Source organism: Kribbella sp. NBC_00709, from assembly GCF_036226565.1.
In the GTDB taxonomy this organism is placed as follows: domain Bacteria; phylum Actinomycetota; class Actinomycetes; order Propionibacteriales; family Kribbellaceae; genus Kribbella.
In genome coordinates this window covers 8,262,131-8,288,216 of the sequence record NZ_CP108996.1, presented here as the reverse complement: position 1 = coordinate 8,288,216, position 26,086 = coordinate 8,262,131, and the positions used below count along the sequence as shown (strand labels likewise).

At 68.3% G+C, this 26,086-nt stretch carries 25 protein-coding genes and 1 pseudogene; 16 read left to right on the top strand and 10 right to left on the bottom strand.

What is annotated here, in order from left to right; translation table 11 throughout:
- The first annotated feature begins 43 nt into the window (after window positions 1-43).
- Together OHA18_RS40300 and OHA18_RS40295 are read left to right on the top strand one after the other, a co-directional pair.
- On the top strand, window positions 44-2,437 hold the full coding sequence (locus OHA18_RS40300; protein WP_442914358.1) for a RelA/SpoT family protein: 2,394 nt from the start codon (window positions 44-46) through the stop codon (window positions 2,435-2,437).
- A gap of 249 nt (window positions 2,438-2,686) precedes the next feature.
- A complete protein-coding gene (locus OHA18_RS40295) occupies window positions 2,687-3,403 on the top strand; it encodes a hypothetical protein (protein WP_329000671.1) in 717 nt (238 codons plus the stop codon).
- A 179-nt stretch (window positions 3,404-3,582) separates the two neighbouring features.
- Here the strand turns inward: OHA18_RS40295 and OHA18_RS40290 are convergent, their stop codons facing one another.
- Entirely contained in the window at window positions 3,583-4,488 is a 906-nt protein-coding gene (locus OHA18_RS40290; RefSeq protein ID WP_329000670.1) for a hypothetical protein, read from the bottom strand.
- A gap of 180 nt (window positions 4,489-4,668) precedes the next feature.
- Between OHA18_RS40290 and OHA18_RS40285 the strand changes: the two genes are divergently transcribed.
- The 3 genes from OHA18_RS40285 (at window position 4,669) to OHA18_RS40275 (ending at window position 6,643) form a co-directional block, all read left to right on the top strand.
- Complete coding sequence (locus tag OHA18_RS40285; protein ID WP_329000669.1) at window positions 4,669-5,250, top strand: papain-like cysteine protease family protein; 582 nt, start codon at window positions 4,669-4,671, stop codon at window positions 5,248-5,250.
- A gap of 1 nt (window position 5,251) precedes the next feature.
- Window positions 5,252-6,004, top strand: a complete 753-nt coding sequence (locus OHA18_RS40280; RefSeq protein ID WP_329000668.1) for a hypothetical protein — start codon at window positions 5,252-5,254, stop codon at window positions 6,002-6,004.
- A gap of 69 nt (window positions 6,005-6,073) precedes the next feature.
- On the top strand, window positions 6,074-6,643 hold the full coding sequence (locus tag OHA18_RS40275) for a GrpB family protein (RefSeq protein WP_329000667.1): 570 nt from the start codon (window positions 6,074-6,076) through the stop codon (window positions 6,641-6,643).
- A gap of 303 nt (window positions 6,644-6,946) precedes the next feature.
- On the opposite strand, the gene OHA18_RS40270 is transcribed toward OHA18_RS40275, so the two are convergent.
- A complete protein-coding gene (locus OHA18_RS40270; RefSeq protein WP_329000666.1) occupies window positions 6,947-8,173 on the bottom strand; it encodes a DUF349 domain-containing protein in 1,227 nt (408 codons plus the stop codon).
- A gap of 259 nt (window positions 8,174-8,432) precedes the next feature.
- On the opposite strand from OHA18_RS40270, the gene OHA18_RS40265 reads away from it, so the two are divergent.
- The 4 genes from OHA18_RS40265 to OHA18_RS40250 all read left to right on the top strand — a co-directional run bounded on the left by OHA18_RS40265 (window position 8,433) and on the right by OHA18_RS40250 (window position 13,273).
- Entirely contained in the window at window positions 8,433-9,122 is a 690-nt protein-coding gene (locus tag OHA18_RS40265; protein WP_329000665.1) for an MBL fold metallo-hydrolase, read from the top strand.
- Between the two features lie 10 nt (window positions 9,123-9,132).
- Window positions 9,133-10,464 carry a histidine--tRNA ligase gene (gene hisS / locus OHA18_RS40260; protein WP_329000664.1) on the top strand — a complete coding sequence of 444 codons (1,332 nt, stop codon included), beginning with the start codon at window positions 9,133-9,135 and terminating at the stop codon, window positions 10,462-10,464.
- Window positions 10,461-12,236: an aspartate--tRNA ligase gene (gene aspS / locus OHA18_RS40255; RefSeq protein WP_329000663.1), complete on the top strand. Its 1,776-nt coding sequence runs from the start codon at window positions 10,461-10,463 to the stop codon at window positions 12,234-12,236. Before hisS ends, aspS begins: the two co-directional genes overlap by 4 nt.
- A gap of 101 nt (window positions 12,237-12,337) precedes the next feature.
- Window positions 12,338-13,273, top strand: a complete 936-nt coding sequence (locus OHA18_RS40250) for a glycoside hydrolase family 19 protein (RefSeq protein ID WP_329000662.1) — start codon at window positions 12,338-12,340, stop codon at window positions 13,271-13,273.
- A 47-nt stretch (window positions 13,274-13,320) separates the two neighbouring features.
- On the opposite strand, the gene OHA18_RS40245 is transcribed toward OHA18_RS40250, so the two are convergent.
- The 3 genes from OHA18_RS40245 to OHA18_RS40235 are packed head-to-tail and all read right to left on the bottom strand — an operon-like array spanning window position 13,321 to window position 15,435.
- A complete protein-coding gene (locus tag OHA18_RS40245) occupies window positions 13,321-14,133 on the bottom strand; it encodes a hypothetical protein (RefSeq protein ID WP_329000661.1) in 813 nt (270 codons plus the stop codon).
- The gene (locus OHA18_RS40240) at window positions 14,130-14,717 is read right to left on the bottom strand and encodes an RNA polymerase sigma factor (protein WP_329000660.1); all 588 of its coding nucleotides are present in this window, start codon (window positions 14,715-14,717) and stop codon (window positions 14,130-14,132) included. Before OHA18_RS40240 ends, OHA18_RS40245 begins: the two co-directional genes overlap by 4 nt.
- 46 nt (window positions 14,718-14,763) lie before the next feature.
- A complete protein-coding gene (locus OHA18_RS40235; protein WP_329000659.1) occupies window positions 14,764-15,435 on the bottom strand; it encodes a class I SAM-dependent methyltransferase in 672 nt (223 codons plus the stop codon).
- Window positions 15,436-15,514: 79 nt separating this feature from the next.
- Between OHA18_RS40235 and OHA18_RS40230 the strand changes: the two genes are divergently transcribed.
- Genes OHA18_RS40230 through OHA18_RS40220 form a run of 3 tightly spaced genes read left to right on the top strand, consistent with a single transcriptional unit; the run spans window position 15,515 to window position 16,772 of the window.
- Window positions 15,515-15,937 carry a helix-turn-helix transcriptional regulator gene (locus OHA18_RS40230; RefSeq protein WP_329006208.1) on the top strand — a complete coding sequence of 141 codons (423 nt, stop codon included), beginning with the start codon at window positions 15,515-15,517 and terminating at the stop codon, window positions 15,935-15,937.
- A gap of 31 nt (window positions 15,938-15,968) precedes the next feature.
- Window positions 15,969-16,397 (top strand): VOC family protein, encoded by a 429-nt coding sequence (locus OHA18_RS40225; RefSeq protein ID WP_329000658.1) that lies wholly within the window; start codon window positions 15,969-15,971, stop codon window positions 16,395-16,397.
- 21 nt (window positions 16,398-16,418) lie between these two features.
- Window positions 16,419-16,772 carry a GntR family transcriptional regulator gene (locus tag OHA18_RS40220; RefSeq protein WP_329000657.1) on the top strand — a complete coding sequence of 118 codons (354 nt, stop codon included), beginning with the start codon at window positions 16,419-16,421 and terminating at the stop codon, window positions 16,770-16,772.
- 13 nt (window positions 16,773-16,785) lie between these two features.
- Here the strand turns inward: OHA18_RS40220 and OHA18_RS40215 are convergent.
- Window positions 16,786-17,370, bottom strand: a pseudogene (locus OHA18_RS40215) (class I SAM-dependent methyltransferase); the annotation flags it as partial.
- A 226-nt stretch (window positions 17,371-17,596) separates the two neighbouring features.
- Between OHA18_RS40215 and OHA18_RS40210 the strand changes: the two are divergent.
- Window positions 17,597-18,097, top strand: coding sequence for a hypothetical protein (locus tag OHA18_RS40210; RefSeq protein WP_329000656.1), 501 nt, complete (start codon window positions 17,597-17,599; stop codon window positions 18,095-18,097).
- Here OHA18_RS40210 and OHA18_RS40205 read toward each other — a convergent pair whose 3' ends face one another.
- From OHA18_RS40205 to OHA18_RS40195, 3 genes are read right to left on the bottom strand one after another with little or no spacing between them, the layout of a single operon-like run.
- Window positions 18,098-18,667 carry a dihydrofolate reductase family protein gene (locus OHA18_RS40205; protein ID WP_329000655.1) on the bottom strand — a complete coding sequence of 190 codons (570 nt, stop codon included), beginning with the start codon at window positions 18,665-18,667 and terminating at the stop codon, window positions 18,098-18,100.
- Between the two features lie 45 nt (window positions 18,668-18,712).
- The gene (locus OHA18_RS40200; RefSeq protein WP_329000654.1) at window positions 18,713-19,051 is read right to left on the bottom strand and encodes an alpha/beta hydrolase family protein; all 339 of its coding nucleotides are present in this window, start codon (window positions 19,049-19,051) and stop codon (window positions 18,713-18,715) included.
- A 22-nt stretch (window positions 19,052-19,073) separates the two neighbouring features.
- Window positions 19,074-19,337, bottom strand: a complete 264-nt coding sequence (locus tag OHA18_RS40195; RefSeq protein ID WP_329000653.1) for a hypothetical protein — start codon at window positions 19,335-19,337, stop codon at window positions 19,074-19,076.
- Between the two features lie 305 nt (window positions 19,338-19,642).
- Between OHA18_RS40195 and OHA18_RS40190 the strand changes: the two genes are divergently transcribed.
- On the top strand, window positions 19,643-21,661 hold the full coding sequence (locus OHA18_RS40190; RefSeq protein WP_329000652.1) for a GxGYxYP domain-containing protein: 2,019 nt from the start codon (window positions 19,643-19,645) through the stop codon (window positions 21,659-21,661).
- Between the two features lie 52 nt (window positions 21,662-21,713).
- Here the strand turns inward: OHA18_RS40190 and OHA18_RS40185 are convergent, their stop codons facing one another.
- Window positions 21,714-22,316, bottom strand: a complete 603-nt coding sequence (locus tag OHA18_RS40185) for an AMIN-like domain-containing (lipo)protein (protein ID WP_329000650.1) — start codon at window positions 22,314-22,316, stop codon at window positions 21,714-21,716.
- Between the two features lie 106 nt (window positions 22,317-22,422).
- Between OHA18_RS40185 and OHA18_RS40180 the strand changes: the two genes are divergently transcribed.
- Window positions 22,423-23,235, top strand: coding sequence for a GNAT family N-acetyltransferase (locus OHA18_RS40180; protein ID WP_329000649.1), 813 nt, complete (start codon window positions 22,423-22,425; stop codon window positions 23,233-23,235).
- Between the two features lie 87 nt (window positions 23,236-23,322).
- Window positions 23,323-26,031, top strand: coding sequence for a preprotein translocase subunit SecA (locus tag OHA18_RS40175; RefSeq protein ID WP_329000648.1), 2,709 nt, complete (start codon window positions 23,323-23,325; stop codon window positions 26,029-26,031).
- Window positions 26,032-26,086: the final 55 nt, after the last annotated feature.

Here is a 26,086-nt window from a genome sequence, read left to right as displayed (position 1 = left end):
GCTCTGTCGGCGGAGGGACACAAACGTGGGCGAAGACCCGGCGATGACATCTGCGGTGCCGAACGCCGTACCGCAAGAGCCGCCGCGCGCGCCGTCGCCGGTGCGCCCGGTCTCGCCGACGCCTGCGTCCCAACCGCCTGCCCAACCACCGGCACAGCCGCCAGCCCAGCCGCCGCGGATCGCGCCGGCCCGGGTCCGGGCCCGGCTCGCCCGCCTCGGCGGCACCCGGCATCCGAACCGGGCGCCGATGCTCGAGCCGCTGTTCCGGGTCGTCCGCGCGACCCACCCGAAGGCCGATCTCGGGCTGATCGAGCGCGCCTACCGGACCGCGGAGAAGTACCACACCGGCCAGCTGCGGAAGAGCGGCGACGCGTACATCACGCATCCGCTGGCCGTGGCCACGATCCTCGCCGAGCTCGGTATGACGGCGCCGACGCTGTGCGCCGCCGTACTGCACGACACCGTCGAGGACACGCCGTACACGGTCGAGGAGCTGACCCGCGACTTCGGCGAAGAGATCGCCATGCTCGTCGACGGCGTCACCAAGCTGGACAAGGTCAAGTACGGCGAGTCCGCGCAGGCCGAGACGATCCGCAAGATGGTCGTCGCGATGTCGAAGGACATCCGGGTCCTGGTGATCAAGCTCGCCGACCGGCTGCACAACATGCGCACGCTCGGCTTCCTGCGGCAGGAGAAGCAGGAGCGGATCGCCCGCGAGACGCTGGAGATCTACGCCCCGCTGGCCCACCGGCTCGGTATGAACACGATCAAGTGGGAGCTCGAGGACCTGGCGTTCTCGACCCTGCACCCGAAGGTGTACGACGAGATCGTCCGGCTGGTCGCCGAGCGCGCACCGTCCCGCGACGAATATCTGGCCTCGGTCATCGACCAGGTCCACGAGGACCTGCGCGCCGCGAAGGTGAAGGCCACCGTCACCGGCCGGCCGAAGCACTACTACTCGATCTACCAGAAGATGATCGTCCGCGGCCGCGAGTTCGGCGACATCTACGACCTGGTCGGCATCCGGGTCCTGGTCGAGTCGGTCCGCGACTGTTACGCCGCGCTGGGCATACTGCACGCGCGGTGGAACCCGGTCCCCGGCCGGTTCAAGGACTACATCGCGATGCCGAAGTTCAACATGTACCAGTCGCTGCACACCACGGTGATCGGCCCGCAGGGCAAGCCGGTCGAGCTGCAGATCCGGTCGTTCGCGATGCACCGCCGCGCGGAGTACGGCATCGCCGCGCACTGGAAGTACAAGGAAGACCCGGGCTCGGTCGCGCCGGCCACACCGACCACCGACGTCGGCGGTCCGAACGACATGCCCTGGGTGCGGCAGCTCGTCGACTGGCAGCGGGAGACCTCCGACCCGTCGGAGTTCCTCGACTCGCTGCGGTTCGAGATCAACAACTCCGAGGTCTACGTCTTCACCCCGCGTGGTGACGTGATGTCGCTGCCGACCAGGTCGTCGCCGGTCGACTTCGCGTACGCGATCCACACCGAGGTCGGGCACCGCTGTATCGGCGCCCGCGTCAACGGCCGCCTCGTGCCGCTGGAGAGCACCCTCGAGAACGGTGACGTCGTCGAGGTCTTCACCTCGAAGGCGCAGGGCGCGGGTCCGTCGCGCGACTGGCTGACGTTCGTCAAGAGCCCCCGCGCGCGGAACAAGATCAAGCACTGGTTCTCCAAGGAGCGCCGCGACGAGGCGATCGAGCACGGCAAGGACGCGATCGCGAAGCAGCTCCGCAAGGAGGGCCTGCCGCTGCAGCGCCTGCTGTCGCACGAGACCCTGACCGCGGTCGCGAACTCCTTGCGCTATCCGGACGTCACGGGTCTGTACGCCGCGGTCGGCGAGCAGCACGTGAGCGCCCAGGCCGTCGTACGGCGTCTGATCGAGACGTACGGCGGTGAAGAGGGTGCCGCTGAGGACCTGTCCGAGGGCGTGCGGCTGCCCGCGAGCCGGGACCGCCGCAAGCGCACGGCTCGCGGCGACGCCGGTGTCATCGTCAAGGGCGCGACGGACGTGCTGTCGAAGCTGGCGCGCTGCTGCACGCCGGTTCCGGGCGACGAGATCATCGGGTGGATCACGCGTGGGGCAGGCGTCTCAGTGCACCGCGCCGACTGCGCCAACGTGGAGAACCTGAAGACTCAGCCCGAGCGCATCGTCGAGGTCGAGTGGGCGCCGACCGCCCAGTCCGTCTTCCTGGTCGCCATCCAGGTCGAGGCGCTGGACCGGGCCCGGTTGCTGTCCGACATCACCCGCGTGCTGTCGGACTACCACGTGAACATCCTGTCCGCGGCCCTGACCACCACCCGCGACCGGATCGCCAAGTCCCGCTTCACCTTCGAAATGGGCGACCCGACCCACCTCGGCCACGTCCTGAAGGCAGTCCGCTCGGTCGAAGGCGTCTTCGACGTCTACCGCGTCACCCAGTAGCTCCCCGGCCCTGTTTGTGAGGGTGGGGACACTGCGGGTATGAGTCGAGTCGGGCGTCGGGCGTTGCTGATCGCGGGTGCGGGGTTGCTGGCTGGATGCAGTGATTCGTCGGCCCAGAATCAGCCGAGCTCGACGCCGTCTCCTTCTCCGTCGGGTGCGTCCAGTACGCCTACTCCGACGACGACGATGCCGTCTCCGACACCTGCTCCTTCAAGGACGACGCCTACGCCTACGGTTGTGTTGCCGTCAGTGCGTGAGTGGGTGCCGGGGCCGGGGGAGATCCAGCCTGAGGTGAAGCGACTGGCGGTGGCGGCGGTGATGAAGCTCCTGCAGCCGACCGAGACACCGGCTGCGATCGAGGTGATCGATGCGCAGTACGGCGGGATCCTGAGCGCCTCGGCCAGCGTGCTGGTGCCGTGCCGGGTGTACTCGATCCGGGCGAATCGTCTGATCAACGGCGGTACGACGGTCGACGTACGGCTGAGCAAGTCGTCGCAGGGTACGTGGCGGGTGACCGCGACCCACCCTGCTCAACCCGGAGTGCCGGTTGTGAGCCTTTCGGCCGCCGCGCGTCAGGTGCTGGCGAGCAAGCAGATTGTGTTGCCACCCGCGTCCGCCGCGGACATCCGTTCGGGCCAGGTGCACGACAGTGTGCTCACCACGATGCTCCAGCTCGCGAAGACCTACCGGATCGGGGTCAGCGTGATCCGCTCAGGGCATCCGTTGGATGTCTTCGGCACCGATCGGCCCAGCGATCACCCGCGTGGCCGTGCGTTCGACACCTGGCAGATCAACGGCCACGCGGTGGTGTCGCCGACCACGTCACGTTCACTGATCACGTCGTACATGCGGGCGGCCGAGTCGCTCGGGTCCTACAACGTCGGCGGTCCGTATCAGCTGTCCGGAGCGGCGTACTTCTCCGACGCAACCCACCACGACCACGTCCACGCCGGCTTCCGCACCTAGCCCCCCACCGCTGCCCCGGGACGGGTTCACCCGCCGCTGCCCGCGGGGATCGGTTCACCCCCGCTGTCCACGGGATGGGTTCACCCACCTCGTGGTGGGTTCCACACCGTTGTTCCGGGCCGGGAACCCACCACGGGATGGGTGAACCCATCTCAGGGGGCCGGCGCGGGGGGCGAGGGCTAGTCCCATTCCCAGGCGATGCCGACGGTGCCGGCGTCTGCGGAGGGCTCGATCACGTGTACGCGGCCGTCGGGGGTGAGCATCAGCTCGCGATGCACGAGGTTCGGGCCCGAGGTGTGCCGGCGGCGCAGCTCGTAGACACGGACCGGGAGCGCGGCGCGGTCGAACTGGACCTCCAGCACGTAGTGCATCCCGCCCCACTCGCTGAAGCGCTGGTAGTCCGTCGTCGGCAACCCGCTCGGGTCCACGATCTCGTAGCGGACGACGGCGGTCTCCCCGACGGCGAGCACCCGGTCGAGCAGCAACTCCCCGAGCAGCGCCCCGGCCTCGGGGGAGCGGGCGATCCGGCCGGCCCGGCAGCCGCTCAGCGCACGGAGCGCGAGCTGCTCCGCGTCGCAGCCGGATTCGCCCTGATGCGCGATGATCAACCGATCGACGGGCTGTACGGCGACCACGCTCTGGATCACGCTCCGCCGCTCAGCGCTTCGATCCGCGCCGATCCTGACCTCCTCGAGCACGGTCACATTGCGCAGCCGACCGTGGGCGTCCCGGCGGAGTCGATCGAGCAGCCGGCTGAGCGCCTCCGCGTAGTCGACAACGGCGTACGGCTGGGGCGAGGCGCCGGGCTCACGGGGCGGCGGGATCCGGACGGTCAGCCACCCGGTCGGCACCTCCAGGAGCTCCTCGAGCGCGGTGATGACGGCCAGCGAGTCCTCGCGCGGGATCCGGCGCCCGCTCTGCCAGGTGCTGAGGGTCGCCACGCCGACGTGCAGCCCGCGGTCGGCAAGGTGGGTCCGGATCCGGTTCAGGGCGAGGCCGCGGCGCGAGATCGCGTGTCGCAGGGCGTCCGCGAACGACGCCTCCGGAGTCACCGCAGGGATCGACGCTTCGACCGATTTGACCATGGGCCCACGCTCCTTTGGGGCAGTGTAAACATTCACAGCACGGTCTGACACCGGCTCATCACCCGCTGTTCACGACGCGTTGCCGTTCACATCCCGTCGTACGGCCGGTTCCGAGTGCTTGTCGCGCCGTACCGGCGTCCCCACGATGGTCTCCGCCCCATCTCCCTCGAAGGAGGACTCATGCGCAGGCTCCGCCCCAGCCGCTCCTGGTCGTTGCTGTTGGCCACGATCCTCGGGCTCGCGACGCTGGCCCCGCTCGCGCCGCCCGCCTCGGCCGCGCCCAGCAGCTACTACCTGAACGTCAGCGGTCAGGCCCAGCAGAAGTCGAACTGGTGCTGGGCCGCGAGCGGCAACAGCATCGCCGCGTTCTACGGCCGCTCGTACTCGCAGAACCAGTTCTGCAACCTGGCCTTCGGCAACAATGCGAACGCGACCTGCCCGAACAACCAGGCCACGCTGGCCAACGACCAGCAGGCGTTCCGCACGATCGGGATCAGCGCCGGCAGCTACATCTCCGGCACGCTCAGCTTCAACTCGCTCGTCACCGAGATCGCCGCCGGCCGCCCGGTGATGACGCGGATCGGCTGGACCTCGGGCGGCGGTCACATGATGGACATCATCGGGTACGACGCGTCCGACTCGACGCTCGAGTACTACAACCCGTGGCCGGACGACCCGCGCTACAACTACTCGACGTACAGCTGGTACCGGTCCAACTCGCAGTTCACCTGGACCCACTCCCTGTACCGGATCGGAGCCTGACATGCGCCGTCTGCTTCGCTGTGCCGCAGTACTCGCCGCCGGTCTCGGGTTCGGACTCGCCTGCGCTGCCCCGGCCGGTGCCGCCGTACCTCAGCCGGTCGCGCCGGGTGAGTTGTCCAAGGCAACCAGTGCGGCGCACTCGCCCGACGCTGCCCGGCTGCTCGCGAAGGTCCCCGGCACCGCCAAGGCTGCGGCCAGTGTGGGGTCGGACAGCCACGCGGTGTACGCGCTCAACCCGGCTTTCGTTCGCGACGCGTCGGCGCCGGTCGCGACCTTCTGGTACGCCGCGACCGCTGCCAGTAAAGGTGGTCAGGCATTGACCGTCTTCACCGCGCCGGACGCGAGCGGCGCCTGGAAGCCGGTGAATGTGGCCACCGGCAACACCGAGGCGCGCATGGCCACTGCCGCGGACGGCGCGCTGCTGTTCACGGAACCCCAGGTCGGCGCCTGGTACGCCCTGACAGCCGGTCAGGTCCGGCCGCTCAACCCGTCCGCCGTCAAGTCGATCGGAGCCAAGCCCATCACCGTCGCCGCCTATCAGGACCTCGTCTCCCACCGGTACTCCGACAAGCAGCCCGGCAGCACGTACAACGATCTCGGCATGGCGGGCGGCTACGACACAACCGCCGCGACCCAGTCGACCGTTGCCGCCGCGACCTCTCGCAACTACATCGTTCCGATCTCCGCGGGGGCGGGTGCGGCTGCCTTCGCCCTCCTGCTCGTTGTGAGGCGCAAGATGTCCTACAGCGACTGACCCCGGCCGCCCCGGTTCGCCGTACCAGCCCCTCGGTGCGGTGAACCGGGCGCTTGCGATCATGGACCAATGCCCTTTCCTGATGAGCTGGGTCCCGCCGTCAACGTCTCCGACTACAGCGCCGACTGGCCCGCCGAATTCACCTACCTCGCCGGAAGATTGCAGGCCGCGTTGGGTGATCGAGCCGTAGCCATCGATCACGTCGGTTCCACCTCGGTGCCCGGCCTGCCCGCGAAAAATTGCATCGACGCCCAGGTCCGGGTGACCGAACTCTCGCCCGATCTGGTCGACCTGCTCGAGGGCGCGGGCTTCCGCTGCCGCCCGGAGCCCTGGAACCGCGTCGAGATCTCCAGCGGTCAACGCTGCGACAAACTCGTCTTCGCCCCACCCATCGGCGAACGCGCCACGAACGTACACATTCGTCTCGCCGACGGCCCCAACGCCCGCTACGCCCTGCTCTTCCGCGACTACCTGCGCGCCGACGACACCGCCCGCCAAGCCTGGGGCGCCTTCAAACAACGCCTGGCCCAAACCGTCACCGACTTCTACGACTACGGCCAGATCAAAGCCCCCGCCACCGACATCCTGATCAACGCCGCCGAACGCTGGGCCAACCAAACCAGCTGGACGGTTAGCTGACAGGGTTGCTCACCATCGCCGGGGCAACCGCAGCTGCTGACAAAGGAACGCGCCGACGGCCAACTCGAGCGCAGGGTATGAACCCCACACATCAGTACGCCGCACCGAGATGGTGTGCCACCCCAGCGCATCCAACTCGACGCGACGCGTCTCGTCCTTCAACTGCTGCTTCGTCGACGAATGCCACGCATCACTGTCGTACTCCAACCCCAACCACCGCCGATAGTCCGGGTTCGCGTAGAAAGTTATCCACAGACCCCGGCGACGGAGGAGTCGCGCGTAGCGCCGTGTGGGGTGGGTCGGTCAGCTGAAGTCGGTGAGGGCGTTTTGGGCTTGGGTCAGCCATTCCCGGCGGGCTGCGATGGCTTCGCGGGCTTCGGTGGCTTTGCGGGTGTTGCCCTGGGACTCGAACTTGGCGGCCTGCTTCTCCAGGTCCCCGATCAGGGACTGGAGCTGCTTGACGGTGGCTTCGGCGCGTGCCCGGGCTTCGGGGTTGCTCCGGTTCCAGACCTCGTCCTCAGCTGCCTTCACGGCTTGCTCGACCGCCCGCAGCCGGCCGTCGATCGCGCGCATGGAGTCGCGCGGGACCTTGCCGATCTGGTCCCAGCGGTCCAGGTACTCGCGGAGCTGTTCGCGCGCCGTGCGTGCGTCCTCGACCGGCAGGATGGTCTCGATCTCGACCAGCAGCGCTTCCTTGGCCTGCAGGTTCTCGACCTGTTCGGCGTTCTCCTCAGCCTGTACGGCGTCCCGCGCGCCGAAGAACAGGTCCTGCGCGGCCCGGAACCGCGCCCACAGCTTGTCGTCCACCTCGCGCGGCGCGGGGCCTGCGGCCTTCCACTGCCGCATCAGGTCCCGGAACCGGCCGGACGTCGGACCCCACTCGTTCGACGACGCCAGCGTCTCCGCCTCGGCCGCCAGCCGCTCCTTCACCACGGCGGCTTCCTCGCGCTTCGAGGATAGCTCGGCGAAGTGCTGTTTGCGATGCCGCGTGTACGTCGTCCGCGCGGAGGAGAACCGGTGCCACAGCTCGTCGTCACTGGACTTGTCGAGCCGGGGGAGTGCCTTCCACTCGTCGAGCAGTTCGCGCAGCCGGGTGACGCCGTGGCGCCAGTCGGTGCCGGCGGCGATCGTCTCGGCCTCGGTGGCGATCTTGGTCTTGGCCGACCGCGCCTCCTCGACCTTCGCGGCACGCTCGGCCTTGCGCCGTTCACGCTGCTGGGCGACGAGCGGGGTGAGCGCGTCGAGCCGGGCGCGCAGGCCGTCGAGGTCGCCGACCGCCTGGGCCTCCTCGATCGAGCCGGTGACCTTCTTCACCGCGGCGCGGGCGTCGTCCGGTGACACCGTGCCCGCCTGGACCCGCTGCTCGAGCAGTTCGACCTCGAACGCGAGCGCGTCGTACCGGCGGGTGTAGAAGGCGAGCGCCTCCTCGGGGTTCGCGTCCGGCCACTGGCCGACCGCCCGTTCACCGTCCTTGGTCCGTACGAAGACTGTTCCGTCCTCTGCTACCCGGCCCCAGTTCTCTCCGGCCACAACTCGCCCCTTCCGGCGGTATGCACTGCGCTCGTGCCCATTCTGGTCAGTCCCCGGTCCAACCGCGCGAACAGGGCCCGCCTGGGCGCGTCGAGCTGCCTTCTCGACGCTCAAGCCTTCCATCCTCAAAGGCTTATCCCTGAACAATCACAAACTCCCAGCTCAGGCGCAACGGTGTTGCGTCACAATCCGGTGCGAAGTGCCGCGCTCCGCCCGGGTAACCTTGGTAAGTCCCGAACCCGTTCCAGGAAGGTTTGTCGTGCTCATCGCCGGGTTCCCCGCGGGTGCGTGGGGTACGAACTGCTACGTCGTCGCCACCGGCCAGGGCGCGGAATGCATCGTCGTCGACCCCGGAATGGACGCGACGACCGGCGTCGAAGAGGTCGTCCGGGAGAACCGCCTGAAGCCTGTCGCCGTGCTGCTCACGCACGGTCACATCGACCACATGTTCTCCGTGCTCCCGGTCTGCGGGACGTACGACGCGACCGCCTGGATCCACCCGGACGACCGGCACCTGCTCGCCGACCCGATGGCCGGTATCAGCCCGGAGACGGCCCGGATGCTGCTCGGCGGTAACCACGAGTTCGCCGAGCCGGACGACGTCGCCGAACTGAAGGACGGGCTGAGCCTCGAGCTCGCGGGACTGCGGTTCACCGTCGACCACACCCCCGGTCACACCAAGGGTTCGGTCACGTTCACGACGCCGTACGACGGGCCGGAAGAGGTGCCCGCGGTCCTGTTCTCCGGTGACGTGTTGTTCGCCGGGTCGATCGGCCGGACGGATCTGCCTGGCGGCGATCATCCGGCGATGCTGCATACGTTGGCCACCAAGATCCTGCCGATGTGCGACGAGATCGTCGTCCTGCCGGGTCATGGTGGCCAGACCACGATCGGCCGGGAGAAGGCGACCAACCCCTACTTGCAAGACCTGGAGATTCCACAGATATGAGCAAGGCCAAATGAGCAAGATCAGCCCACTGAGCGGGTTCCCCGAATTCCTGCCGGCCGATCGAATTGTCGAGTTGCAGTTCCTCGACACGATCCGGGAGACGTTCCAGCTGCACGGTTTCGCGTCGATCGAGACCCGCGCGGTCGAGCCGGTCGAGCGCCTGTCCAACCAGGGCGAGGACGCCGACAAGGAGATCTACGGCGTCCGGCGGCTCGCAGCGAACGCTGATGAGGACGCTGCCCTCGGACTGCACTTCGACCTGACCGTCCCGTTCGCCCGGTACGTACTGGAGAACAGCGGCAAGCTGACCTTCCCGTTCCGGCGCTACCAGATCCAGAAGGTCTGGCGCGGCGAACGCCCGCAGGAGGGCCGGTACCGCGAGTTCACGCAGGCGGACATCGACATCATCGACAGCGGTGAACTGCCGTTCCACTACGAGGTCGAGCTGCCGCTGGTGATCGCGGACGCGTTCCGCAAGCTGCCGATCCCGGCGTTCCGGATCCAGGTGAACACCCGCCAGATCCCGGAGGGTTTCTACCGCGGCCTCGGGATCGAGGACATCACCGGTGCGCTCCGGATCGTCGACAAGCTGGACAAGATCGGCCCGGACAAGGTGACCGATCTGCTGACCGCGGCCGGCCTGTCCGCGGAGACCGCCAAGCAGGTACTGCGGCTCGCGGAGATCTCGTCGACGGATGCGTCGTTCGCGGATCAGGTGCGCGCCCTCGGCGTCCAGCACGAGATCCTCGACGAAGGGCTCGAGCGGCTGTCGCAGATCATGACGGCCGCCAACGAGCACGCCCCCGGTCTGCTGGTTGCCGATCTGAAGATCGCGCGCGGGCTCGACTACTACACCGGCACGGTCTACGAGACCCAGTTGATCGGCGACGAGGGGTACGGGTCGATCTGCTCCGGCGGGCGGTACGACTCGCTCGCGTCGGACGGCAAGACGACGTACCCCGGCGTCGGGATCTCGATCGGGGTTTCGCGGTTGGTGCACCGGCTGATCAGCAAGGGTTTGGTGAAGGCGAGCCGGAGTACGCCGACTGCTGTGCTGATCGCCCTGAACTCCGAAGAGGACCGGGCGGACGCGATGCGGACGGCGATCCAGCTGCGGGGCCGGGGGATTCCGGTGGAAGTGGCGCCGGCCGCGGCGAAGTTCGGCAAGCAGATCCGGTTCGCGGACCGGCGCGGGATCCCGTTCGTGTGGTTCAGCACCGAGAACGGGCCGGAGGTGAAGGACATTCGCAGTGGTGATCAGGTGCCTGCGGATGCCGCCACCTGGGCGCCGCCCACAGAAGACGTACGTCCAAGCATCGAAACGCAAGAGGAGAACTCGTGATCCGTAACCGTTCCGCAGGTTCGCTGCGCGCATCCGACGCCGGCGAGACCGTGATCCTGGCGGGCTGGGTGGCGCGGCGGCGCGATCACGGCGGCGTGGCGTTCATCGACCTGCGCGACTCGTCCGGGACCGTCCAGGTCGTCATCCGGGACGAGGACGCCGCCCACGGCCTGCGTTCGGAGTACTGCCTGAAGATCGTCGGCGAGGTCTCGCCGCGCCCCGAGGGCAACGCGAACCCGAACCTCCCGACCGGCGAGATCGAGATCATCGCGACCGAGGTCGAGGTGCTGAACGAGGCCGCTCCGCTGCCGTTCCCGGTCGAGGAGCACCACGCGACCCCGGTGAACGAGGAGATCCGCCTCAAGTACCGGTACCTCGACCTGCGCCGCCAAGGACCGGGTGCGGCGATCCGCCTGCGTAGCAAGGTGAACCAGGCCGCCCGTGCGGTGCTGGCCGAGCACGACTTCGTCGAGATCGAGACGCCGACGCTGACCAAGTCGACGCCGGAAGGCGCCCGCGACTTCCTGGTGCCGGCCCGCCTGCAGCCGGGCAGCTGGTACGCGCTGCCGCAGTCGCCGCAGCTGTTCAAGCAGCTGCTGATGGTGGCCGGCATGGAGCGGTACTTCCAGATCGCCCGCTGCTACCGCGACGAGGACTTCCGCGCCGACCGGCAGCCGGAGTTCACCCAGCTCGACATCGAGATGAGCTTCGTCGACCAGGACGACATCATCGCGCTGTCCGAGGAGATCCTGACCGCGCTCTGGAAGCTCGTCGGGTACGACGTCCAGACGCCGATCCCGCGGATGACGTACGGCGAAGCGATGGCGCGGTTCGGATCGGACAAGCCGGATCTGCGGATGGGCCTCGAGCTGGTCGAGTGCACGGAGTACTTCAAGAACACCCCGTTCCGGGTCTTCCAGGCGCCGTACGTCGGTGCGGTCGTGATGCCCGGTGGTGCCGACCAGCCCCGCAAGCAGCTGGACGCGTGGCAGGAGTGGGCCAAGCAGCGTGGCGCCCGCGGTCTGGCCTATGTGCTGGTCGGCCAGGACGGCGAGCTCGGTGGGCCGGTCGCCAAGAACCTGTCGGAGGAGGAGCGCGCGGGCATCGCCGACCACGTCGGCGCGAAGCCGGGTGACTGCATCTTCTTCGCTGCGGGTCCGGTGAAGTCGTCGCGGGCGCTGCTCGGCGCGGCCCGGCTGGAGATCGGCCGTCGCGGTGGGCTGATCGACGAGTCGACCTGGTCGTTCGTGTGGGTCGTGGACGCGCCGCTGTTCGAGCCGGCCGACGACGCGACGGCCGCCGGTGATGTCGCGGTGGGGTCCGGCGCGTGGACCGCCGTACACCATGCCTTCACGTCGCCGAAGCCGGATTCGCTGGAGACGTTCGACACCGATCCGGGGTCGGCCCTGGCGTACGCGTACGACATCGTCTGCAACGGCAACGAGATCGGTGGTGGGTCGATCCGTATCCACCGCGAGGACGTGCAGAAGCGCGTCTTCAAGGTGATGGGCCTGACCGACGAGGAGGCCACGGAGAAGTTCGGGTTCCTGCTCGACGCGTTCAAGTTCGGCGCGCCGCCGCACGGCGGGATCGCGTTCGGCTGGGACCGGATCACGGCGCTGCTGGCCGGTACGGAGTCGATCCGCGACGTGATCGCGTTCCCGAAGTCCGGCGGCGGGTTCGACCCGCTGACCGCCGCGCCGGCGCCGATCACGCCGGAGCAGCGCAAGGAAGCCGGCGTCGACGCCAAGCCGGAGCCCAAGGACAAGTAAGGCTTGAGCTCTCTTGGGTTTGGGAGGAAACTGGCGGTGTTGTGAAGATGCATGGTTAGGTTTTCACGACACCGCCCTCTCCTACCGCCCCAGGAGTGCTCATGCGTCGTCTCCTCATCGTCCTTCTCGCCGGCCTTGGCCTCACGATCACCGCTGTGGTCCCGGCGTACGCGACCGTCTTCCAGACCTACGGCAGCGGCGTGAACGTGCGCGCCGACGCCTACCTCTCGTCCGCCGTCGTCGGCACGCTGAGCGGACCGACGTCGATCGACGTCGACTGCCAGAAGCAAGGCGACCTGGTCAGCAACTCCGACGGGACCAGCTCGTGGTGGGCGCATGTGCCCGCGCTCAGCGGCTACGTGACCGTCGTGTACGTCGCGATCCCGGAGGACCAGCTGCCCGGCGTACCGGTGTGTGGCGAGGATCCGCCGCAGACCGGTGACATCACGCTCGCCGACGTACAGGCGATGTTCGGCAGCCGGATCGCGAACCCGTCGACCGTCGAGACCGGTCTCCCGTCGCTCAACCAGGCGATGCGGGACGCGAACATCAACACGCCGTACCGGAAGGCTGCCTTCCTCGCCACACTGGTGCACGAGTCGCGGCTGGAGTACAACATCCGCGAGATCGGCGACACCCGGGTGTACGGCGGCCGCGGGTACATCCAGCTCACCGGCGACTTCAACTACGGCCCGGCCGGTCAGTACTTCGGCATCGACCTGCTCGGCAGCCCGGACCTCGCGCTGTCGCTGCAGTGGAGCGCGCCGATCGCCCGCTGGTACTGGACCGTGGCCCGCAACATCAATCCGTACGCCGACAACCTCGACATGGGTCGCGTCAACGCGGCGATCGGGTACCCGGCCGGCGCCGAGGACCAGCGGCGCTGCGACTCGTTCAAGAGCGCCCTGCAGTATCTGACCGGGTCCGTCCCGGCCGGCGTCATCTGCACCCGGCCAGCCAAACTCAAGGGCGACACCAGCAAACTCACCCGCCCCCAGTTCGAAACCCTCGCCAAGAACGGCGGCGGCCTGGGCTGAACCCGACCCGGCCGGACCCCGACGACGGGGTCCGGCCGCTTGCTGCCCTATTTGTCGTCGAAGGTCTCGGAGTACACCATGTTGCCGGCCTGGTCGTAGGCGCGAACGTCGGCCTGCACGGGGCCGTGCTTGGCCACGTCACCAGGCAGCGCCGCGGCTACGTAACCGGCCCCGTCGATCACCTTCGTCTGGGACCACGGCGTCTCACCCCGAGCGCCCCGGAGCCGCAACTCGACCCTGACGACGGACGGCCTGCTGGTCAACGAGAAGGTCGCTCGCAGGGTGGGCAAGGGGTCGCTGGGCAGTCCGGACCATTGCAGCCCGGAGCTGTAGATGCCGTCGCTGGGGTTGCCCTGGTCGTCTCCGGGTGCCGCATAGCCTTGCCACTTGCCGTCGACGCAGAACACCCAGAATCGGTCTCCGGTGTAGAAGGTCTGAACCAGCTGCCGGGTCTGGCCGGGTAGTCCGACCGCCTCGATCGAGTGCGCGGACCGCAGCTTGATCGTCTTCGGGTCGCGCGCAGCCTCCGGCGGGACCGGATCGTTCCGACGGTCGTTCGTCAGGGTGGTCAGGCAGCTCTTGGCGGCGGCCAAGGCGTCGCTCTGCGTCGGCTGACCGAGCTCGAGCGACTGCGTCGGTGCGTCGGCCGGCACCTGTCCGGCCGGAGACGGCTCGCCGTTGGTGCGGACGATCAGTAGGCCGCCGGCTACGACGACTGCGATGCCGCAGGCGGCGGCGAGTACCGGGGTCCAGGTGGGGAGGCGGCGCTTCTTGCGGGCGCGGCGGACGAGGTCCTGGCGTAGGTCGGTGGCGTACTCCGGGTCGAGGGGCTCGACCGGAGGGGGCGTGGTGAGGTTCATCGGTGCTCCTCCAGCAGGGCCGGTAACCGGCGGCGGGCGCGGGACAGGCGGGCCTTGACGGTGCCTTCGGCAACCCCGAGTACGGCGGCGGCCTCGGCGATCGACAGTTGCGCCCAATACACCAGCTCGATCGTCTCGCGCTCGTGCTCGGGAAGCTCCGAGAGCGCTCTCCGAACGGCTCCGAGGTGTTTCTCGGAGTCGATCCGGGCGGCGACCGTCTCAGCGTGATCGGGGTGGTGCAGGGGAGCCGGCTGCCGGAGCAGGAACTGGGTCAGCCGGCGCCGGGCCCGCGTGGTGTTGCGCAACTCGTTGCGCGCGATCGCGAGCAGCCAGGGCCGCGCGGTGTCGTACATGAGCGGGCCAGGATCCGACCGGTTGAAGTGCCGCCAGGCGGTGATGAAGGTCGCCTGGACGGCGTCATCGGCGTACGCATAGGAGCCGGTGTGCCGTACGGCGTAGGCATGCACAGCGGCGGCGTACCGGCTGAAGAGCTCGCCGAGCGCCTCCGGTTCCTGGCGGCGCAAAGCGTCCCACAGGTCCCCGTCGCGCGCGGTCGGAGGCTTTTCCGGCCGGCTCGAAGTCATGGTCATACTTTGCAGGGTCCGCAGGGCCCCGCGAGGTTGCCGCGCGTCAGACCGGTTCCGCGCGCACCCAGTTCTTGTCCGGGGTGAGGTAGCCGGTGCGCTGCAGGCCGGCCTTCGCGAGCTGGGCCGCGAGGTCGTCCTCGGAGAGGTTCTGGGTGAGGATCCGCTGCGACCAGGTCTTGCCGTCGATGGTGTAGGTCAGCGTCGCGGCCTGGCGGTTGCCGGGGAGCTCCTCGACGTCGGAGATCTCCATCCTGCGCTGGTCGTTCACCATCACGGCCGGACCCCGCAGCATCCCCGGAGTCTGCTGCTGGAGGATGACAGAGCCGCCGGGGCGGACGTGATGAGCGCAGGTCTGCAGCAGGCGGAGGCGTTCCGCGTCGTCAGCGACGTTGATCAGGAACGACATCATCAGTACGAGGTCGAACTGCCGGTCCAGCCGGAGGTCCCCGATCGTCGAGCAGATCGTCTCGGTCTCGGTGACCCGGGCGACCATGTCCGGCGACTCGTCGACGGCGACCACCTGGTGCCCCAGCGCGAGCAGCGGCCGGGTGATCCGCCCGGTCCCGCAACCGAGCTCGAGGATGCTGCTGCCCGGGTCGATCACGGCGTCGATCAGCTCGTCCTCGCCGTGCACCTGTGTGATCTCGTAGAGCTCGACCGCGCTGCCGTCCGGCGTGAGCGGTCCCGGTCCGTTGCCACCTTGTCCGACTCTCATAGCGGTTCAGTGTTTCGAGGCCCCGCGCGGGCCGCCAGTCTTTCGGCACCGGCCGAAAGTATCTAATGTCGTTCAGGTGATGGTCGTACCGGTGGAGCTGCTGCCGCACCTGCGACGGGCGCGGGACGTTGCCGACCGCAACTACGCCGAGCCGCTCGATCTCGCCGCGCTGGCGACCGCGGCAGGAGTGTCGAAGTACCACTTCCTGCGCTGCTTCGCGGCGGAGTACGGCGAGACGCCGATGCAGTACGTCACCCGCCGGCGGATCGAGCGCGCGACCGATCTGCTCCGGGCCACGAACCTGACGGTGACAGAGGTGTGCGGGCTGGTCGGGTACAGCAGTCTGGGTTCGTTCTCGCAGCGGTTCACGGAGCTGGTGGGGATGACTCCGACGGCGTACCAGCGGACGAAGACCGGAGCGCGGATCCCGGGATGCTTCGTGTTCATGCTCGGACTGAACTCCGCAATTCCGGAGAAGCACGCGGGGGAGTCGGGGGCTTAGCGTCGTACCCACGACCTGCTGAGGAGGAACTGTGATCACCAACGTGAGCCTGGTGACGGTCTACGTCGACGACATCGATGAGGCCAAGGCGTTCTACACCGAGAAGCTCGGGTTCGAGCTGGGGGAGGACATCACGCTCAGCGAGGACTTCCGCTGGTGCACGGTGCACCAGGCCGATCATCCCGAGCTCGAGCTGGCGCTGATGCGGCCGGGCCCGCCGCTCGACGAGGAGTCGGCGGGCTGGATCCAGCGGATCATGGCGAAGGGCTCGATGCACGGCGTCGGCCTGGCCACGGATGACTGCCGCAAGACGTTCGCGGAGCTGACCGCCCGCGGTGTCGAGTACATCCAGGAGCCGGCAGACCGCCCGTACGGCGTGGAGGCGGTACTGCGGGACAACTCCGGCAACTGGCTCGTCCTGGTCGAGCAGAAGGCATATACCGCCGAGGACTTCAGCTGACGATTGCGGCATGCTGACCGGATGGACATCACAGTCGACCCGGTCGGCATCACGCCGCCGTACGAGCAGGTGCGGTCACAGATCGAGGCGCTGATCCGCGCGGGCGAACTCGCCCGCGGCACCCGGCTGCCGACGGTGCGTCAGCTGTCGCTGGACCTCGGACTGGCGGTGAACACGGTCGCCCGCGCGTACAAGGAACTCGAAGCCGACCGCCTGGTGGAGACCCGGGGCCGCAACGGCACCTTCGTCCTGGCCTCCCGCAGCCAGGTGGACGACGAGGAAACCCGCACCGCTGCAATCGCCCTCGCCCGTACTGCCCGCCGAGCCGGCCTGTCCCTCGCCGAAGCCACCGAGGTGTTGTCGCGAGCCTGGTGAGTCAGAGGATCGGCTAGCTGGACCTGACGCAGATCAGATCGCCTTTGGATGGGCCGTCCTGGGAGAGGACGCGAAGGCCGGCGGATTCCAGTTCGGCTTGCAGGGCGTGGGGGTGTAGGTGGCGGCGGTGGGGGAGGTACCAGGTGCCGTCGAGCTGGATCGCGTCGTCGTCGGGGTCGCCGGCCTGGTAGCAGATGCCGGTGGTGGCGTCGTACCGGAAGTTCGGTTCGTAGACGCGGTCCGGGTCGTACATGGCGGTTGAGAGGACGTAGTACCCGGTGGGCTTGAGCCGGTTGCGTACGGCGGTCAGCACGTTGCCGCGGTCGGTGTCGGTGACGATGGACTGCAGGCAGCAGCTGTCCAGGATCACGTCGTACTGCTTGCCGTCGGCCACCATCGTGCAGACGTCCTGGACGGTGAAGGTGACATCCAGAGAGCGCTCTCTGGCGAACTCCCGCGCGAGGGTGATCGCCTCGGGGATGAGGTCGATCGCGTCGACCCGGAAACCGCGCGCCGCAAGGAAGCATGCCGCCGGGCCGGTGCCGCAGCCGTACTCGAGTACGTCGGGCTCGGGCGGCAACTGCAGACGGGGCAGCGCCTGCTCGAGGAACGCGCGGTTTGGAAAGACGTCTTACTCGTCGGTCTCCCCGAACAGGTCGCTCCACTGCATCATGCCCTGCCGCTCGAGCCGCCGGTAGGCCTCTTGGTGCTCGGCGTAGTAGTACCTCACGCGGACCTCCACCGTCGTCGAGCGCTTACTATGTCTCGCTGTCGTCCGCCTGACCACTCAATTCGGACGGCAACAACCGACGGGAGGATGGCCGATGGACGAGGCGGAGCAGACGGACCGCGCGAATGCCGAGGCGGAAGCCGAACGCATCCAGCAGGAGGTCGAGAACGCCACCTACGACCCGGCCGCCCAGGAAGAGTGGATCCGGCAGTCCAACCTGATCTACGGCGGTCTGGGTGCAGCCGGGCTCGTCGTGGTGCAGCCGTTCCTGACCTCGTCCCCGCTCGACCTGACGGCGAAGATCTGCGTGATCGCGTTCGCCGTCTCGATCCCGTTGCTCGCCGCGCTCCTGGTCCTCAACCGGCAGGAGGCGTTCCGGCGCCGGGTGACCCGATCACCACTGGTCGCGGTGGCCAAGGCGATCGCGCAAGGCTCGGCGTTCGTCGGCATCGCAGCGGCCTTCTGGCACATCCACCTGGCCGCGGGAATCGTGTTCGTGCTGGTCGGGTTCTTCGCGGTCGGGGTGCATTCCTCGGGCTACATGCAGCTCGAGTACGACGGCAAATTCCGCTCGAGGTTCCGCCGCCGCGAGTGATCAGTTGTGCGCAGTGGGCCGGTAGACGAGTTCTTGGGTGTGACCGTCGAAGGTTCGGGACTCGATCAGCTCGAGGTCGAAGTCGGCTGCGCCCTGGAAGATCGGGGCCGCTCCGGTCTGACCGCAGATGACGGGGAAGAGAGTGACCTGGACGCGGTCGACCAGACCCGCGTTCAGCAGCGCCCGGTTCAGCGACAGGCTGCCGTGTGAGCGCAGCGGTACGTCGGACTCCTGCTTGAGCCGGGAGACCGTCTCGACGGCGTCGCCGCGTGCAATGGTTGCGTCCGGCCAGACGAGCGGTCCTTGCAGAGTGCTCGACGCGATCGTCGCCGGCAGGTTCCTCATCCGGGTGACCCATTCGTCGATGCCCTCCGGGCTTGGGGCCAGGATCTCCGCGAACGTCCGGAACGTGTCGGCACCGAAGACCATCCGCGCCTGCTCGCCGTACAAGGCAGCGCGGTGTTCGAGCAGCTCGGGGCCCTGCTTGCCCCAGTACCCGCCCCAGTCCCCGGTGTGGGAGCCGAAGCCGTCGAGGGTGGAGAAGACGTCGAAGGTGTAGGTCGCGGTCATGATGTTCTCCTCGAATACGGTCGCTTTACCCCTGCTACGAACACCTCAGGCCCGATCCGACATCAGCTGACGCCGGAAGAATCGCGCGGCCTCAGCCGCGACGTCGTACCAGACCTGCCCGTCGTAGCCGGCCTCCGGATCGTCGCGCAGATTGTGGTGTCCGCGGACGATCGGGAGCAGGCGACTGTCTGCGCCCACCGCGAGCAGTGCGTGGTGGAGTAGCTCGGCTTGCTCGTACGGGACCGTCTCGTCCGACGTGCCATGGATGATCAGGTACGGCGGCGCGCCGGCCGTCACGTGGGTGACCGGGCTCGCCGCCCGCAACCGCTCGACTTGTGTGCCCCCGACCAACGCGGTGACCGGAGACGGCCGATCGATCCGCATCTCACCACCCGGCCGAGCGAGATCACTGGGCCTGCCCGCTGTGCCGAACTGAGATCCCAACAGCCAAGAACCCTGCCCGAGCCATCACCGGATTCACAAACGGCAGCATCGCCGCCCGCCGATCCCCGGACCCCCATCCCGGACACCCGTCAACCCGCACCACCACAGGCAACACCGAAGCAGGCAACGGATCCGGCCCAACCACATCCAGAAACAGCTCAACACCACCGGCACTGGCGTACTGAACATCCAGAAGCCAGGTCAGGTCCGACACCGCATCCATCATCCAGGCCTCCTCACAGACCCGAACCGTCGCACCGCGCCCGCCTGCAGATCCAGAGCGAGCCCGCACCCATCTCCCGAGTCAGCGTCCGCAGATCGAGGAGCGCGGCAGCATCCACTCCGGCAATTCCAGTTCCGCGCGCGCCATCCAGCCCACAGTCACCACGAGCACAGTCCTAAATCACCCGCCCCCCGGAAACGATTCCAGATTTCTTGGGCAACGTTGTAACGAGATCTGTACACACCGTCTCGGCGTTGCTACTGTCCGGGCTGATTTGACATCGATGTCAACCTCAGGGAGTGGTCGCGATGGTTTCGAGACGAGCGTTCCTGGCGGGCAGCGGTGCGGTGACGGTGGGGGGTCTCGGGTTCGTGCCGGGGCTCGCTTCTACGGCGCAGGCTGCAGTTTCATCGACGTCCGGCAGCCCTGCCCGGCTGCTGCCGGTGTTCAACCGCCCGAAACACCTGGATTACGGCGACGTCAGCAAACTCAGCGGGGGAGACCAGACCCTGCTGACAACGTTGCAAGGCATCGTCAACCGTACAGAGCCGGAGTTGTACTTCATCTACGACACCGGGACCGAGAGCGTGCCGGACGCCAAGTGGCTGGCCGACCTGCACCTGCCGACCAAGTTGTACAAGAACCCGCTGGACCTGGTCGCGAAGTACCGCCATCGCATCCGGGGTGCGATCGTGCACGACCCCGCCGTACCGGACTCGCTCAACGTGGCGACGACCCTGGCCGGCCTGGAGGGCGCGGTCGTCGCGGACGCCGATCAGGCGAAGGCGTACGGCCTGAAGATCGTGAAGGACCTGCGCGGGGTGTTCGACGACGACCGGGTGAAGACCTACCGGTGGCAGCTGGACAACCTGTTCCCGCGGGTGACCAAGCAACTCCTGGCGGGCCTGCCGCCGACCCAGGTGGTCGACGTCGAAGGCGTGGTCTGGCAGGAGATCGCCCGCGAGACCCAGCAGATCCGCGACTCGTCGAACCGCGGCACCTACAACCTGGACGTCTCCGCGAAGCTCGGCAAGGAGGCTGTGTTCGTCCGGTTCGCGGACTCGTTCAGCGACGACGGCTGGGGCGCGTCGGTCCGGCACGTGGTGGTGACGGCGAACGGTGCCGAGTTCGCCCGGTTCGAACCGAACACGCCGGAGGAAGCGCCGTACCTGTTCGACGGCTCGCACTCCTCGATCGGTGGTGAGGCCAACAGATTCGCGGACGGCGGCAACTACTGGATCTACCGCTTCGAACCGCCGGCGGGTACGACGTCCCTCGTCGTCACCGTGGAGATGTGGAACCAGTACCTCGTCAGCGCGACCGACACGTCGCCGACCCGCGTCGAGCCGTTCCCCTACTTCCGCGACTACGTGGTGGCCACCAAAGCCCTGGTGAGCTGGCTACCACCGGGCGGCGACACGGGTGACCTGCTCATCGAGCACTACGCCAAGTGGCCGACACTCGCGCCGTACATGGGCTGGTTCGCGAACGACGTCTCCGGTGAGTGGGACGGCGTCGACCTCGCGAGCCAGGGTGGTTCGCCGGTGGTCGCGGCCGACTTCTACATGAACGGCACGGTGCACGCCGGCACTGCCGCGCCGATCTCGAGCAAGCCCCGGCCGGTACGGCGGATCAGTAAGGCGAAGAACAAGGTCTACCTGACGCTGACCTTCGGCGAAGGCGACAACATCCAGTACTGCCAACGCCGGCTGCGCGACATCTGGGACGACCCGAAGCGCGGCGAAGTACCGACGAACTGGACCATCAGCCCGCTGCTCGCCGAGGCCGGTCCGAACATCTACAGCCACTATCAGCGCACCGCGACCGCCAACGACTTCCTGGTGTGCGGCCCGTCCGGTGGCGGGTACACGTATCCGGCGTCGTGGAACCCCGCCGACCTCACGAAGTACCTCCAGATGACCGGCGACTTCATGCGCCGCACCGCGCTGGACGTGGTGTACGCGTACAGCGGCCGGCAGGACGGGACGTGGGTGCAGCTCTCCGAGGAGATCGCGAAGGGGTACGCCGACTACACGCCGACGAAGGGGATCATGCAGACCTGGGACGGCGACACGTTGACCGTCCGTCACGGTGGCATCCCGATCACCGGCGGCTGGGGCGCACCGGGCAAGGCCGCCGAGTTCAAGGCCGCGCTGGATCAGCGGATCGCGAGCTGGGACGGAGCGAGCCCGCTGTTCATCTCGGGCCTGATCGGCGCCTGGTCCTGGACGCCGTCCGACATGGCCGAACTCGGTCCGCTGCTGACCGATCCGTACGAACTCCTGCTGGGCAACACCTTCTACGACCTGCTCAACCGCTCGCTGTAGAACGCGGAAGCGGTCGCCCGGTGTGGGAACCGGGCGACCGCGGGGAGGGGGCTTACCAGTGGTGCGCGACGTCGATCACCAGGCGGGTGTTCGATCCCGGCCCCGCGAGTGTGTAGACCTTGAACGGCAGCCTGGGGCGGACACCGAGCCCGATCGTCGTCTGTCCCTCGAAGGTGCCCGCGTAGGCGACCTGGCGGAACGTGCTGTACCCGGTCACGTTCGTCAGCTCCTTCGCGTTCGTCGGTGTGTACGTCGCTGCGCCGGTGGAGCTGTACGCCGGAGCACGGACGACGACCTGTAGCTTCGCCCCACCGCGGAGCGGGACGAGGTGGCCGGCGCCGTCGGTGTAGACGTTCGTCACGTAGCGGACGTCGTACCCCGGTGCGCGACCGCGGACGTCGACCACGATCCGGTCGAAGCAGGCATGCCGTCCGGTGCGGACAGCGGTCACCGGCGCCTGCGTCATCCGGCTGTTTGCCTCGGGCAACGATCCCCAGCCGCCCGGGCAGGACGCGATGGCGACGGCGGTGGTCGAGGTGGCTCGGGGGGCGGTAGCGGATCCGGTCAGTGACGGTGCGGCGAACGCGGCCGCGGGGACTGCCATCACCGCGAGTGCGGCGAAGATCGTCTTGGGTGTGATGTGGTGGATGTTCATGATGTGTTCCCCCCTTGGGATGACATTTACTTGGACGACACCAGTTGCCAACTGGTTTACTTTTTGTCCTGGTGATTTCAGGTAGTCGTTCAGGCACGATGTGCAGATGACCCCTGATGAGCTGCTCGACGTGTTCCACCGCCGGATCCGGTTGCCGGATGCGGACGCGATCCCCGGCTGGAAGCAGGAACACGAGGGGCTGGTGCACCGCTCGTACGTCGAAGGTCCTGAGGGAGCCGGTTTCGTCGAGACGCCGCGCGGGCTCGGCGATGACCCGGACGCCGTGATCGGGCAGGAGCTGTCGTTCTTCCGGGAGCGCGGGCTGCCGTTCGAGTGGAAGACGTACGCGTACGACGAACCCAAGGACCTCGGCGAGCGCCTCGTGCGAGCCGGGTTCACGCAGGAGGAGCCGGAGACGCTGATCCTCGGCGAGGTGGACCGGATCCTCGAGCGACCGTCGGCCCTGCCGTCGAAGGTGCGGCTGCGGGAGGCGGACGGAGCGGCCGACTTCCACCGGATCGCCGTACTGACCGACACCCTGTGGGACAGCGGGCCGGCGCGGATCGTCGAGCAGTTGCAGGGCGAGGCGCGGATGTTCCCGGACCGGTTGTCGGTGTTCCTGGTCGAGGACGTGCTGAAGGGGCCGGACGGTCCGGCGGTGTCGGCCGCCTGGATCCGGTTCCATCCCGGGACCGGGTTCGCGAGTCTCTGGGGCGGCGGGACGCTGCCGGAGTGGCGCCGCCAGGGGCTGTACAGCACCCTGCTCGTCCACCGCGCCCAGCTGGCGAAGGATCGCGGCTACGAGTTCCTCCGGGTCGACGCCTCCGAGGACTCCCGCCCCATCCTCCAGAAACTCGGTCTCCACGCCGTCACCACCACGACGCCGTACCAATTCACCCCGCAACGTCCGAAGAAATGAGGCCCCGCCGCCTCAGTTCTTCGGACGTAACGGATTTGTCCACCCTGAGCTGCGGAACGACGCGCCGAGGCGGTACGTTTCCGGATCATGGCCCTGAAAATCGCTTCTCGCTTCCGCCGGCTGCTGCAGCGCCCCGGCTCGATCGATCTCGGCCCGTACGAACGGCTCACCCAGCTGGTCGGCGAGGCGGAGGAATCGGTCCAGCCCCTGACCGACGAAGAGCTCACCGAAGCGGCCACGGAGCTGCGGACGACCGGTGGCCTGCACGAGGACGAGCAGATCGAGTTCCTCGCGCTGGCCCGGGACGCGGGCAAGCGGGCGCTCGGCGAGCGCGCGTTCGACGGCCAGGTCGTGGGCGCGCTGGCGATGCTGCAGGGCCGGATCGTCGAGATGGCGACCGGTGAGGGCAAGACGCTGGCCGGTGCGATCGCCGCCGCCGGGTACGCGATCGGCGGCCGCAAGGTGCACGTGCTGGCCGTCAACGACTACCTGGCCAAGCGCGATGCCGAGTGGATGGGCCCGGTGTACGAGCTGCTCGGCGTCACCGTGTCGCACGTCGGCCAGGCGTCCACCCCCGAGGAGCGCCGGGAGGCGTACCAGGCGGAGGTCTGCTACGTCCCGGTCAACGAGATCGGTTTCGACGTACTGCGGGACCGCCTGGTCACCGATGTGGCGGACCGGGTCACCGTCGCCGCGGACGTGGCGCTCGTCGACGAGGCGGACTCGGTGCTGATCGACGAGGCCCGCGTGCCGATGGTGCTGGCCGGTGCGACCCGGTCCGAGGCGCTGGACGACGACGTGGTCCAGCTGGTCCGGACGCTGCGCGCCGGCGTGGACTACGAGATCGACGGCGACGGCCGGACGGTCGCGCTGACGGACCGCGGTACGGACAACGTCGAAAAGGCACTCGGCGCCAAGGCCGAGGCAGCGGCAAGCGATGAAGCCGCAGCCGGCGATGAGGCAGCGGCCGGCGATGAGGCGGCTGCTGACGAGCCGGCGGCCGATGAGGCGGAGACCGACAACTCGGTGACCGATGAGTCGGAGGACGCGGAATCCGAGGACGCGGAGGCCGAGGACGCGGAGGCCGAGGACGCTGAGACGGACTCGGTGACCGAGGACGTCGTGAGCGTGCCGGAGTTCAACCTCTACGCGGACGAGAACGTGGACCGGTTGACCCAGATCAACGTCGCGCTGCACGCCGAGGTGCTGCTGCGGCGCGACGTCGACTACCTGGTCCGCGACGGCAAGGTCAGCCTGATCAACAACAACCGGGGCCGCGTCGCGAAACTGCAGCGCTGGCCCGACGGCCTGCAGGCCGCGGTGGAGGCCAAGGAGGCCGTCCCGATCAGCGACTCGGGCGAGATCCTCGACAGCATCACCGTGCAGGCGCTGATCAAGCGCTACAAGACCCTCTGCGGTATGACCGGTACGGCGGTCGTCGTCGGCGAGTCGCTGCAGGAGTTCTACGACGTCGACGTGGCCGTGGTCCCGCCGAACACGCCGAATGTGCGCAAGGACGACCAGGACCGGTTGTACCTGACGGTCGAGCAGAAGAACGAGGCGCTGGTCAAGCACATCGGCGTCGTGCACGAGTCCGGCCGGCCGATCCTGATCGGCACGCACAGCGTCGAGGAGTCCGAGCAGCTCAGCGACAAGCTCGAGGCGGCCGAGATCGAGCACGTCGTACTGAACGCGAAGAACGACGCCGAAGAGGCGGCGATCATCGCCGAGGCCGGTGTGCCGGGCACTGTGACGGTGTCGACGCAGATGGCCGGCCGCGGTACGGACATCCGCCTGGGCGGTAAGGACGAGTCGCACGACAAGGAGAAGGCCATCGAGCTCGGTGGCCTCTACGTGATCGGCACCGGTCTGCACGCGTCGCGACGGCTGGACGACCAGCTGCGTGGTCGCGCCGGACGCCAGGGCGACCCGGGCGGGACGCTGTTCTTCGCGTCGCTCGCGGACGAGCTGGTCACGCGGTACTCCGTGTCGTCCGGCCTGCGCCCGCATCCGGACGACACCGGGCGGCTGACCGACCGCAAGTCGATCGCGATGCTCGAGCACGCGCAGCGCGTCGCGGACGGTGCCAACGCCGAGCTGCACCGGACCACCTGGCAGTACAACCGGCTGACCGGGCAGCAGCGGGCGATCCTGCTGGAGACCCGCGAGAAGGTGCTGACCGATGACCTGGCCGCGACCGAGTTCGCCGAGCGGGCCAAGGAGCGGTACGACGAACTGGTCGACGAGGTCGGCGAGGACGTGGTGAACGCCGCCGCGCGGCGGATCGCGCTCGGGCATCTGGACCGGCGATGGACCGACCACCTCGCGTACCTGGCGGATCTGCGCGAGGGGATCCACCTGCGGTCGCTGGCGGGCGGCATCGTGCACCTCAAGCCGATCGACGAGTTCAACAAGTCGGCGATCGCGTCGTTCGACACGCTGATCGAGGACGCCTGGAAGGACGCGGCCGAGTCGTTCGGTACGGCGGAGATCACGTCCGAGGGACTCGACGAGGAGGCCAGCGGGATCCCGCGGCCGACGGCGACCTGGACGTACCTGATCAACGACAACCCGTTCGGCACCGAGGCCGACCGGATCCTCGGCCGGCTGCGGAACGCGATCAAGCCCGAGTCGGTGGCCGAGCCGGAGGAGATCCTCGACGAGGAGTTCGACCAGGACGACCTCCCCGAGGAGCTCCGCGACGCCGACGACGAGGACCTGCCGGAGGAACTGCGCGAAGCAGCAGACGACGCGGAAGACGATGCCGACGACGCGAAGTCGGGCAAGAAGGACTGAGACTTTGGTCTAGGGGTGGGCAGCCGTCGGCTCGATGCCGGCCGACGGCTCGAGG